Annotated in this window: 9 protein-coding genes and 1 pseudogene; 6 read left to right on the top strand and 4 right to left on the bottom strand. The window is 69.3% G+C overall.

Features of this window, described 5'->3' with window-relative positions; all coding sequences use genetic code 11:
• Positions 1–387: pseudogene (locus KGQ19_RS15835) on the top strand (hypothetical protein); the annotation flags it as partial.
• Positions 388–484: 97 nt separating this feature from the next.
• Here KGQ19_RS15835 and KGQ19_RS15830 read toward each other — a convergent pair.
• The gene (locus tag KGQ19_RS15830; RefSeq protein WP_230418719.1) at positions 485–1,381 is read right to left on the bottom strand and encodes a helix-turn-helix transcriptional regulator; all 897 of its coding nucleotides are present in this window, start codon (positions 1,379–1,381) and stop codon (positions 485–487) included.
• 141 nt (positions 1,382–1,522) lie between these two features.
• Between KGQ19_RS15830 and KGQ19_RS15825 the strand changes: the two genes are divergently transcribed.
• The gene (locus KGQ19_RS15825; RefSeq protein WP_212009920.1) at positions 1,523–2,479 is read left to right on the top strand and encodes an aldo/keto reductase; all 957 of its coding nucleotides are present in this window, start codon (positions 1,523–1,525) and stop codon (positions 2,477–2,479) included.
• A gap of 181 nt (positions 2,480–2,660) precedes the next feature.
• Here KGQ19_RS15825 and KGQ19_RS15820 read toward each other — a convergent pair whose 3' ends face one another.
• The gene (locus KGQ19_RS15820) at positions 2,661–3,101 is read right to left on the bottom strand and encodes a nitroreductase family deazaflavin-dependent oxidoreductase (protein ID WP_212009919.1); all 441 of its coding nucleotides are present in this window, start codon (positions 3,099–3,101) and stop codon (positions 2,661–2,663) included.
• 192 nt (positions 3,102–3,293) lie between these two features.
• On the bottom strand, positions 3,294–3,908 hold the full coding sequence (locus KGQ19_RS15815) for a TetR/AcrR family transcriptional regulator (RefSeq protein WP_212009918.1): 615 nt from the start codon (positions 3,906–3,908) through the stop codon (positions 3,294–3,296).
• 104 nt (positions 3,909–4,012) lie between these two features.
• Here KGQ19_RS15815 and KGQ19_RS15810 point away from each other — a divergent pair, with 104 nt between their 5' ends.
• From KGQ19_RS15810 to KGQ19_RS15800, 3 genes are all read left to right on the top strand, one after another.
• Positions 4,013–4,576 (top strand): NADPH-dependent FMN reductase, encoded by a 564-nt coding sequence (locus tag KGQ19_RS15810; protein ID WP_212009917.1) that lies wholly within the window; start codon positions 4,013–4,015, stop codon positions 4,574–4,576.
• Between the two features lie 218 nt (positions 4,577–4,794).
• Positions 4,795–6,504: an alpha/beta fold hydrolase gene (locus tag KGQ19_RS15805; RefSeq protein ID WP_212009916.1), complete on the top strand. Its 1,710-nt coding sequence runs from the start codon at positions 4,795–4,797 to the stop codon at positions 6,502–6,504.
• A gap of 363 nt (positions 6,505–6,867) precedes the next feature.
• Complete coding sequence (locus KGQ19_RS15800; protein ID WP_212009915.1) at positions 6,868–8,175, top strand: SAM-dependent methyltransferase; 1,308 nt, start codon at positions 6,868–6,870, stop codon at positions 8,173–8,175.
• A 24-nt stretch (positions 8,176–8,199) separates the two neighbouring features.
• Here the strand turns inward: KGQ19_RS15800 and KGQ19_RS15795 are convergent, their stop codons facing one another.
• Positions 8,200–8,817, bottom strand: a complete 618-nt coding sequence (locus KGQ19_RS15795; RefSeq protein WP_212009914.1) for a TetR family transcriptional regulator — start codon at positions 8,815–8,817, stop codon at positions 8,200–8,202.
• Between the two features lie 266 nt (positions 8,818–9,083).
• On the opposite strand from KGQ19_RS15795, the gene KGQ19_RS15790 reads away from it, so the two are divergent.
• Positions 9,084–9,983 (top strand): esterase/lipase family protein, encoded by a 900-nt coding sequence (locus KGQ19_RS15790; RefSeq protein ID WP_212009913.1) that lies wholly within the window; start codon positions 9,084–9,086, stop codon positions 9,981–9,983.
• The last annotated feature ends 764 nt before the right edge of the window (positions 9,984–10,747 follow it).

Here is a 10,747-nt window from a genome sequence, read left to right as displayed (position 1 = left end):
CCTGAGCACTGGCGGCAGGTGCAGGGACTTCCTGGCAGCGGGACCGGCTATGTGGTGTCGTTGTCCGTGGTTCAGGCAGGTGCCGCGTTGTTGACGTTCGTCCTGATCCGGCCGGGTGCGGACCGGATCCCGCGGTGGAGCCCGCTGGCTCCCGGGCGGCGGCTGTCGAGGCGGGTGGTGGTGGGGTCGAGTGCGGCCGGGGTCTGCGCCCTGACTTTCTTGTGCATCGCTTCGGTGGCCAATTGGGCGAAGGTCAATCCGTTCGCGGGGGCTGAGATGACCGGTTGGGCCTGGCTGTGCCTCGGGAGTTACTTGGCCGCGCTGGCCTGGCCGGTGGCGCTGGCCGCCACGACGGTCGGTTACGCGAGGTTCCGCCGCACTCCGTGAGGTAGTACCCGGCCCGGCTACGTCCTTGGACCACCCGGATCGGGGGAGTAGCTTCCACAGTCAAGGCAGTGCGGCGGGAACGGGCCGATGCCGTGCTCTAAAGCCCGGGCTGCTCGGCCCGAGATTGCGTGGCGGCCCAGATGGCGAGGAGTTTGAGCCGGTCCTCGGACGCGGTGCCGGGTTCGGCGGTGTAGATGATCAGGTCGTGCCCGGCTCGGTCCGACAGGTGCAGGTCGAGGGACTGGAAGGCCAGTTCCAGGCGGCCGACCTCGGGGTGCTGGAGCCGTTTGACGCCGTCGTGGCGCATCAGGACGTCGTGCGCGGCCCAGCGGCTGCGAAACTCGGGGCTGAGGGTGGACAGCTCGCCGACGAGTTCGCGCAGTGCCCGGTCGTGGGGCTCACGCCCGGCCTCGGCACGCAGCAGTGCGGCGGTGGCGGCGCCGGCGGCGTCCCAGTCGATGAAGAAGTCATGGGCGCCGGGATCGAGGAAGATATAGCGGGCGAGGTTCGGGCGGCCGCGCTTGTCGACGGTGACGCTGTCGAACATCGGCGAGAACAGGGCCCGGGCCAGCGGGTTGCCGGCCACGATGTCCGTGCGGCCGTTGCGGACGAACGCCGAGGACATCGTCATGGAGTCGAGCATCCACTGGACCCGGGGCGGGACCTCGACGTCCTTGCGGCGCGTCGGCGTGCGGCTGCCGTGCCGCGATGACCGGGCCAGGTCGAACAGGTAGGTGCGTTCGTCGTCGTCCAGTCGCAGGGCGCGGGCGACCGCGTCGAGGACGACTTCGGACACGCCGCCGATGTGGCCCTTCTCCAGCCGCGTGTACCACTCCGTGCTCACGCCGGCGAGGACGGCGACCTCCTCGCGCCGCAGCCCGGCGACCCGGCGGCGGGTGCTGGTCGGCAGTCCGGCCTGCGCCGGGGTGATTCTGGCGCGTCGGCTGGCGAGGAAGTCCCGGATTTCGCCGCGGTTTCCGGGCTGTTGCTCCATGTCGTTCAGGGTAGCCGCTGGTCATGGCGCGAGGGGGGTTGAGGTTATGCCCCTATAGACGCGACCTTCTCCGGCGGCGGCGATCGCGGTCTCCTGGGACCGAACGTTCCGACCCGGAATCCTGAGCAACGGAGTTGAGACATGACGAGCAACGCGCTGACTGTGCCGGCGGTGGCGCTGGGCACGTGGGCCTGGGGAGACAGCGGTCAGCCGGGCGACGGCTACTTCGGGAGCCGGTTGAGCCAGTCCGGTCTGAGAGAGGTCGTGGAGAAGGCGCAGTCGAACGGGTTCACCTTGTGGGACACCGCCGTGGCGTACGGCATGGGCCGCTCGGAGACGGTCCTCGCGCAGGCGCTGGCGGGCTATGACCGCAGCGAGTACCAGCTGTCGACGAAGTTCACCCCGCAGCTCGCGGGCGACGGCGCCGATCCGGTCGCGGACATGCTGGAGCAGAGTCTGGAGCGATTGGGCGCGGACTATGTGGATCTGTTCTGGATCCACAATCCCGCCGACGTGGCACGGTGGACGCCGCCTCTGATCCCGCTGCTGGAGAGCGGCAAAATCAAGCATGTCGGCGTCTCGAACCACACCATGGAACAGATCGCTCTTGCCGATCGGATCCTCGGCGAGGCCGGCTTGCGCGTGGAGGCGGTCCAGAACCATTTCAGCCTCCTGTACCGGGGCTCTGAGCGCGCGGGCATCCTCGACTACTGTCGCGAGCACGACGTGCGGTTCTTTTCCTACATGGTCCTTGAACAAGGAGCGCTGACCGGCAGGTACGACCCGGCCAATCCGTTGCCGGAGGGCAGCAGCCGGGCGGCCGTGTACAACGGCATCCTGCACCGACTGGGGGCGCTGACGGACCGGATGGGGGCGATCGGCGCGGATCGAGGCGCGTCCGCCGCCGATGTCGCCACCGCCTGGGCCATCGCCAAGGGGACCACCCCGATCATCGGGGTCACGAAGGCGGGTCACATCGACGGGTTGGTCCGCGCTCGCGGCATCGAGCTCGCCGACGCGGAGGTCGCGGAACTGGAGGCGCTGGCCGATGCCGCAGACGTCGACACGCGCGGCTGGTGGGAGCAGGAGATGGAGTAGCAGTCGTCGGATTCCGCCAAGACGCCTGCGGCCAGCCGCACGGCACGCTCGCCCGGCCTCGCCGCCGGATGGGGCGCTTGGCGCCGGTGACGGCACACGCGCCGACGCCTGGTGGTCGACGCGTGTGCGGAGTCGTTCGGCGGCGTCGCGTTCCCCAGAGCGGGGTTCGCCGCTCGCTGTCTTAGGCCTCGATAGCCGTCAGGACGAAGATCGGCATCGTCCTGGTGGTCTTCTTCCGGTATTCGGCGTAGTCGGGCCAGGCCGCGACGGCGCGGTCGAACCAGGCCGCGTACTCCTCGTCGTGGACCTCCTTGGCCTGGTAGTCCTTCTTGACCGGGCCGTCCTGGAGTTCCACGTGCGGGTTCGCGACCAGGTTGTAGTACCAGACGGGGTGCTTGGGCGCGCCGCCGAGTGAGGCGACGACGGCGTATTGGCCGTCGTGCTCGATGCGCATCAGCGGTGTCTTGCGCAGCTTGCCGGACTTGGCGCCCACCGAGGTCAGCACGATCACCGGCTTGCCCTGGTTCTCGGTGCCCTCGGTGCCTCCGGAGCGTTCGTAGAGGTCTACCTGGTCGCGGCTGAAGTCGAAGGTGCTGGGTTCGTACTCCCCGGTGAGAGGCATGGTCTGGCCATCCAATCCGTAGATCCTCTGGGCTGCCGCGGGGGCGGCAGGTCGGCACTGCGGGCTTAAACGGACCTTACCCCGTTTCGTATTCCCGAGGCCAGCGGACGCGCGGATCGGTCCCCCGTCTGGGGGAAGGGGGCAGTCGGGGATAGTCGGGGACGGTCGGGGACGGTCGGCGGTTTTGCAGGGTCACGTGCCGCACAGGCGGCGCAGGAGGTCCTGCCACGCCTGGCCGATCCGTTCCTCGATCCCGGTGGGCTCGGTGAAGTCGGAGGCCGACAAGTAGAGCAGCGGGGGCCCGTCCAAAGCCGCGGTGAGCTGGATGGCGAGCATCTCGAGGTCGGCGCCGTCGAGCCGCATCTGCCCCAACAGCATGCGGATGTGCGTGCGGGACAGCGGCGACTCGGTCCCGGCCGGAATCGGCTGCCGACCGTCGAGCGAGGCGCGGGCGATGTCGCGGTGTCTGATCATGAACGCGACTCTGGCCCGGCCGTACGCGATCAGGCGGTCCAGTGGGGCGGCGCCGGGGCCCAGCGGCGCGGGTCCGGCCAGCACCTGCTCCTGGAAGGCGTGCTCGTCGTCTTCGAGGAGCGCCTGGAAGATCCCCGCGCGGGTGCCGAACCGGCGGAAGACCGTCCCCTTGCCGAGCCCGGCGCGCTCGGCGAGGCCGTCCATGGTCAGGCCGTCCGCGCCGCACTGCTCGGCCAGCATCTCCCGGGCCGTGGCCAGCAGGTGCTTGCGGTTGCGCACGGCGTCGGCGCGCTCGGTCGGAGGTGAACCCAGAGGCAGAGCGGGTCTTTCCATGGGGCCATCCTACCGGCGGGAAGATTAATCGGGGTAAAGTCCGTTTAGCATCGTGCGCGGCGAACACCGCCCGCGCCAAGCACTTTCACAGATCGGAAGCACCCATGAGCGACTTGAAGATCGCGATCATCCTCGGCAGCACCCGGCCCGGCCGCAACGGCAAGGCGGTGGCCGACTGGGTTCTGGCGAAGGCCGCGGCGCGCACCGGCGCCAAGTACGAGCTGGTGGACCTGGCCGACTACCCGCTGCCGCACCTGGACGAGGCCCTGCCGCCGGCCATGGGCCAGTACGCGGGCGAGCACACCAAGGCCTGGGCCGCGACCATCGCCGGGTTCGACGGGTTCATATTCGTCAGCCCCGAATACAACCACTCCACCTCCGGCGTGTTGAAGAACGCGATCGACTACCTGCACGCCGAGTGGAACAACAAGGCGGCCGGCTTCGTCTCCTACGGCTCCCTCGGCGGCGCCCGGGCCATCGAGCACCTGCGGGCGATCGCCAGCGAACTGCAGATCGCCACGGTCCGTCAGCAGCTGTCCTTCTCGCTGTTCACCGACTTCGAGAACTTCTCCACCTTCAACCCCGGCCCGCAGCACGACGACCCCGCCACGGTCCTGTTCGACCAGCTCGAGGCCTGGGCCGGGGCGCTGAAGCCGCTCCGCGGCTGAGCCACACCGGCACTGACAAGCCGGATCGAGTCCGGATATCGATGAGGTACCGGCCTCGGTCCCGCCATCGCGGCGGGGCCGAGGCCCGATCGACTGTCACGAAAAGTAGTCATAGCACAGCGGAGAGTGAATCAGAAGACTGTCTTTGTCCGCTTTCCGGTGGGAGTGTGGAGACGTTCCCGATCGGGATCCTCCCCTCACGGAAAGTGGGTACATCCATGCCCGGCGACACCTACGCAGCCAGCCCGTTCGCCCTCGACGACGACAGCCTCCACCAACTCGACGCGATCCGCGAGGCGCTGCTCGACCCCTCGCCGCGGCGTATCGGCCGCCTGGACCAGTGGGGGCTCGCCGACACCTACGAGACGTACGCCGAGGTCGCCGCGTACCAGGAGACCCCGATCACGATGGCGGACGGGACGCGGATCGACGCGGCGTTGAGCGTCCCGCGGAACCTGGCGCCGGGGCAGAGCTGCCCCACGGTCGTGATGCCCGCGCCGTTGGTCGGGATCGGCCGCAAGGCCTACCTCGGCATGTTCCCGCGCCTGGCGCTCGGCGGGTACGCCGTGCTCGCCTACAGCCAGCGCGGCCTGGCCGACTCCGACGGCGAGATACAGGTGGCCGGGCCCACGGACTGGTCCGACGGCGGCGAGATCCTTGACTGGGTGAGCCGGCACGAGGCCGTCGACCAGGATCGGATCGGCTGTTTCGGCGCCTCCTACGGAGCCGGGACCAGCCTGCTGCTGGCCGCGCACGACGCGCGGGTCAAGGTGGTGGCCGGCGCCAGCGCCTGGGGAGACCTGTTCGCCTCGCTGTACGAGAACGACACCCGGCACCTGGCGGCCTTCGAAGCGCTGGTCACCCTGTTCGGCGAGGACCGCTGTTCCAAGGAGTTCCGGGAGGTCATCGAGAAGATCCGCAACAATGTCATCGACGACGACGTCCGCGAGTTCGCCCGGATCCGCTCGCCGAAGGAGTACCTGTCGGCGTACTACGAGTACCAGACGCCGGTCCTGATGGGCACCTACTGGCACGAGACCATCTTCTCGGTGCCGGCGGTCGTCGACTTCTTCACCCGGCTGCAGACCCCGAAATCGCTGCTGATCCAGATCGGCGACCACGGCAACGGCGAAGGGCCCGGCCTGCTCGGCCTGATCGCCAAGCCGACCGAGACGGCCTACCGCTGGCTGGACCACTACCTGGGCGGCAACGCCGGCGGCGGGGGCGAGGCACCGCAGCTCGGCGTGCGCTCGGAGTACATGCACAACCTGCTGTCCGAGGTACGTCACGACAGCTGGGAGGACTACGCCCTGCCCAAGCAGCGGTTCCACTTGGGCCCCGTCCAGCCGGGGGAGACCGACGCGACGATGGCGCAGGGCAAAGCGCAGCCGGGGTGGACCCGCGCGCTGCGGGCGACCGGTGCCGAAACCGAAGTCGTCGTCGCACCGAAGCTGGTGCAGACCGGCATGGCCGAGCGTATGGGGCTGCCGAAGGTCTACAAGACCCCGAACGAGGACCGGGCCCGCGCGGTGGTCTGGACCTCCGCGCCCCTTGAGCAGCCGATGCGGGTCCAGGGCGACCTGGAACTGCGGGTGACGGTCAAGCCCGCCGCCGGCCGCACCGAGGCCACCATCGTGGCCTACCTCCTGGACTGCAACCCGGCCAACGGCAACGCGTACATCATCACCAACGCGCCCTACACACTCGCCGGCGGCAAGGCCGGCGAAGCCCACACCGCGACCTTCCCCCTGCAGCCCGCGCACTACGTCCTGGCCAAGGGCCGCCAACTCCAGCTGGTCATCGACACCCACGACCCGTTCTTCGCCGACGCCAACGGCGGCACCGAGGCCAAGCCCACGGTCGTCGAGATCACGTCCCCGAAGGGCGCCGAGTCCTACATCGACATCCCCTTGCACCCGCTGGCGTAGCCGCCGACCCGCGAGCCCAGCCCACGACCGTGGGCTGGGCTCGTCTGCGTGTTTGAACCGGCATCGCTCCGCCGGGCGGCGGACCGCTCGGGGCGACGCCTGGGGTCCCTTGGGCGCCTCGTGCTGTTGCCGGTATGATACCGGCAATAAATTGGCGCCATACCGATTTCCGGCTGACCTACTGACCAGCTGGAGCGAGGGCGAGCTGGACGTCCTCGGCGCGATGTCCGACAAGGACGACCGCGATAACCACGACAACTGCGATAGCCGCGACAACCGGGCGATCGCGGCGAAACACCTCACGGGGAGCACGGACGAGGCAGGTCAGCCTGTCGCGGCACACTCGGCTTAGGAGGAGCACGGATGTCTACTGACGAGCGGGAGCGCACTTCGGAGCAGACGACGCGTAAGACGGCCGCAGAGCTGTTCGATCCGCTGCTGCGCGCGGTCCTGGGCGATTCGCCGCCGGTGCGGTTCGAGTTCTGGGACGGCAGTTCGGCCGGTCCGCGGGACGGCTCGGACAGCGTCAAGGTGAAGTCCCCGAACGCGCTGCGCCGGCTGATGTGGTCGCCGGGGGAGCTGGGTCTGGGCCGGGCATACGTCGCCGGCGATCTGGACGTGGAAGGCGACGTCTTCAGCGTGCTGCGCACCCTGCAGGGCGCGGCGTCCGACGACGCCCACCTCGGCATCGGTGCGGCCGTGTCGGCCCTCGGGGTCGCCCGTCGGCTCGGGGCGCTCGGGCTGCCGCCGTCCCCGCCGCCGGAGGAGGCCCGCCCGCACGGCCGCCGCCACTCCAAGCGCCGGGACGCCGACGCGATCAGCCACCACTACGACGTGGGCAACGAGTTCTACCGGCTGTTCCTGGGGCCGAGCCTGACCTACTCCTGCGCCCGCTTCACCGGCGATGACACTTCACTGGAAGCCGCCCAGTCCGCGAAACACGAGCTGATCAGCCGCAAGCTGGGACTCGGCGAACGCCCGGGGATGCGCCTGCTCGACATCGGCTGCGGCTGGGGATCGATGGCGCTGCACGCGGCCACCCGGCACGGAGCCGAGGTCGTGGGCGTGACCATCAGCGCGGAGCAGGCCGCCGCGGCCCGGGAGCGCGTGGCCGAGGCCGGACTGTCCGACCGCGTCGAGATCCGCCTGCAGGACTACCGGGACCTGGCCGGGGAGACCTTCGACGCGGTCAGTTCGATCGGCATGTTCGAACACGTCGGAAAGGCGCGGACCGCCGAGTACTTCTCCGTGGTCCGCTCGCTGCTGGGACCGCACGGCCGACTCCTCAACCACGCCATCTCCTCGGTCGGCGGCTCCGTGATGGGCCGCAAGTCCTTCATCGCCCGCTACGTGTTCCCCGACGGTGAGCTACTCGACGTCGGCGAGGTCGTGCTGGCCATGGAGCGCGCCGGATTCGAGGTCCGCGACGTCGAGTCGCTGCGCGAGCACTACGCCAGGACCCTGAGGTGCTGGGTCGCCAACCTCGAAGCGAACTGGGACCGGGCCGTGGCGCTGGTGGGCCCGGCGCGCGCCCGGATCTGGCGGCTGTACATGGCCGCCAGCGCGCTCGGGTTCGAGGACGGCGGCATCGCGGTCCACCAGGTCCTCGGTGTCGTGCCCGACAGCTCCGGCGGTGCGGATATGCCCGCTACCCGCGGCGATTGGGAGTAGACGGGCGGTGGGGTGCGGGACGCGTCAGCTATCCGGCTGAGGCGTCCCGCGCCGGTGGTCCTCCGCCGATGGAGATCGTGTCCGTGCCCCGGTGTCGGCATCGCCCGCGATCAGCAGCAGCACCCTGCCCAGGAGGTCTTCGGGGACGGCATCGGGATCGATATCGGCTTCGACCGCGAGTCCGTTGCTCAAAGCGAGCATCACCGTCGCCATCTCGGCGGGGGTGAACGGCAGTTCGGTGTCGAGGCCGTCGGCGACCCGGGCCACGGCTCGGGCCACGGCGTCGCGGACTTCGCGGCGGCGGCGGCGCAGGCCTTCCCGGCGTCGGGGGTCGTGGGAGGACATCGCGAAGTACTCGGCGAGGAGCCGGTGCCAGGCCGCGTCGGCGCGCATCGCGTGGACCAGTGCGGCTGCCAGATCCACCAGGCCGTGCCGGGAGTCGTCGGCGCTCGCGAATCCGGCCAGGGCGGCGTCGGTTCGGGCCGCGGCGTGTTCCTCCATCAAGGCCAGTACCAGGTCGTCTTTGGAGGCGAAGTTCGAGTAGACGGCCCCTTTCGTGAGGCCGGCGGCCACGGCGACCTCGTTCAGGCTGCTGGCCGCTATGCCGTGTTCGCTGAACACGGTGAAGGCCGCGTCGAGCACCTGTCGGCGAGTCTGTGACCGGTGGGGACGTTTCCGTGTGGGCACGGCGTCCGCAAGCCGGTCCGCGTGCTCCGGGTCGCGGTTCGCCCCGTCCCCCGACCCGCTGGGCGGATACGCCACGTCGGCCTCCAGAAGGGCGTCATCGAGTATTGACTTTCAATCTAACAGGTCGATACTTCCGAGTATCCGATACCGCACGGTATCGAGTTTTCCGCGCACCATCGCCACCACGGCAGGCCATCCCCACCCCAGCAGAAGGGATCGTCATGAGATCGAAAGGCACTCGCTCGCCCTCGTCTCGTCGCGCCTGGAAGATCGCGGTCCCGTTGGCGGCCGGCGCCCTCGCGCTGGCGACCTCGTTCACGGCCGGCGCGGCCCAGGCGGGGGCCGCGACCGGCGGCGGTGACAACGATCCGTCCTGCAAGCCCACCGCGGCCCATCCGTATCCGGTCGTGCTCCTGCACGGGCTCGGCGCGACCTACTACGAGGACTTGAACTTCCTCCAGGCCGATCTGGCAGCCAAGGGCTATTGCACCTTCAGCGCGACCTACGGCGCCTACCCCGGGTTCCCGCTGGTCGGCGGGCTGCGGCCGATCAACGACTCCGCACCGGAGATCGCCGCCTTCATCCACCAGGTGCTCACCGAGACCGGCGCGACGAAAGTCGACCTGGTCGGCCACTCCGAGGGCGCGTTCCAGGCGCTGTACGTGACCAAGACCCAGAACCTCGCCGGCGGCATCGACAAGGTCGTGGCACTGGCACCGCCGACCCACGGCACCACCTTCGCAGGGCTGTATTCCATCGCCCAGGCGCTCGGCATCCAGCCGCAGACACAAGCCGTACTCGACGCGTTCGGCTGCGGAGCGTGCTCCGACCTCGTCACCGGCGGAACGGCCGTCACCACGCTCGACAGCGGTCCGATCGCGCAGCCCGGCGTCCACTACACGGTCATCACCTCGCGCACCGACGAACTCGTCACACCGACCGGCACCTCCTTCGTCGGCGAACCCGGCGTCACGAACGAGTACGTGCAGGACACCTGCCCGTTCGACCCGGTCGGGCACATCGGCGAGGCCTACGACACGAACGTGTGGCACCTCATCGAGAACGCGCTCGACCCGCAGCACGCAACCGGGTTCCTGTGCGTTCTCGGCTCGCCGGGCTGAGTTGGCCGGGCCGTGAGCTGGTGCTGTATCAGGCAACGTTTGCCCGGGAGTTTTCGCGATGTGGTTCGCGATGTGGTTCGCGGCGTGGTTCGCGGCGTGCCGGTCGGCGGGCGGGATTCGTTGGCGGGTGGAGTTTGGTGGGGGCTGGAGTTTGCTGGGGGCTGGAGTTTGTGGGCCGGGTTGCGGTTGGGCTGTGGGTTGAAAGGCGATTTTTACGGCCTTCGGTCATAGTTGTGCCGGTTCGGGGTTCGGGGTGGTGGGTGTGTTTGTCGGCTGCCGGTTTACGCGTTCACAACCCCGCCCCACCTCAGGCCTCTTCAACACCGGCAAGTCAGAGCAAGGGCAAAGGGCCAGATCAAGAGCAAGATCAACAGCCACAGTCAAGGTCAAGGTCAAGGTCAAGAGCCATGGTGAAGAGCCGGGCCTCCGGCGGGCCTCGGCAACCTCAGGGAAACTAGCGCGGTTCCCTCGGGTGGCCGGGTTAGTCTCAGCGGCTGCGGTCCCTGAGGTGGTGCGGTCCGTTCCCCTCGGTCGCGTCGTCAGCCCGGGGGGTACAGCACCGGTGTCCGGGGGTAAAGTCCGCGCGCTGCGGTGGTGCAGGTGGGCGGCGGTTTCGCACGGCGCGAACTTGACCCCCGGCCACCGGCACTGTAGGCGAAGCCCTGCCGACGCGACCGAGGGGAACGAACCGAAAACCAGCCGGAGAAATACAAAACGGGTGGTGCGGGTACCGGCGGCTCGGCGAGTTCGGCTGCCGGTCGGGG

The sequence above is a fragment of the Catenulispora pinistramenti genome (genome assembly GCF_018274385.1).
Taxonomy (GTDB): Bacteria; Actinomycetota; Actinomycetes; order Streptomycetales; family Catenulisporaceae; genus Catenulispora; species Catenulispora pinistramenti.
The sequence above is the reverse complement of the archived record's forward strand: the minus strand, read 5'-3'. Positions and strand labels throughout refer to the sequence as shown.

Excerpts from the sequence above, each read along its gene's own strand:
- KGQ19_RS15830 (WP_230418719.1), bottom strand. The coding sequence starts at position 1,381 with ATGGAGCAACAGCCCGGAAACCGCGGCGAAATCCGGGACTTCCTCGCC.
- KGQ19_RS15825 (WP_212009920.1), top strand. The coding sequence starts at position 1,523 with ATGACGAGCAACGCGCTGACTGTGCCGGCGGTGGCGCTGGGCACGTGG.
- KGQ19_RS15820 (WP_212009919.1), bottom strand. The coding sequence starts at position 3,101 with ATGCCTCTCACCGGGGAGTACGAACCCAGCACCTTCGACTTCAGCCGC.
- KGQ19_RS15815 (WP_212009918.1), bottom strand. The coding sequence starts at position 3,908 with ATGGAAAGACCCGCTCTGCCTCTGGGTTCACCTCCGACCGAGCGCGCC.
- KGQ19_RS15810 (WP_212009917.1), top strand. The coding sequence starts at position 4,013 with ATGAGCGACTTGAAGATCGCGATCATCCTCGGCAGCACCCGGCCCGGC.
- KGQ19_RS15805 (WP_212009916.1), top strand. The coding sequence starts at position 4,795 with ATGCCCGGCGACACCTACGCAGCCAGCCCGTTCGCCCTCGACGACGAC.
- KGQ19_RS15800 (WP_212009915.1), top strand. The coding sequence starts at position 6,868 with ATGTCTACTGACGAGCGGGAGCGCACTTCGGAGCAGACGACGCGTAAG.
- KGQ19_RS15790 (WP_212009913.1), top strand. The coding sequence starts at position 9,084 with ATGAGATCGAAAGGCACTCGCTCGCCCTCGTCTCGTCGCGCCTGGAAG.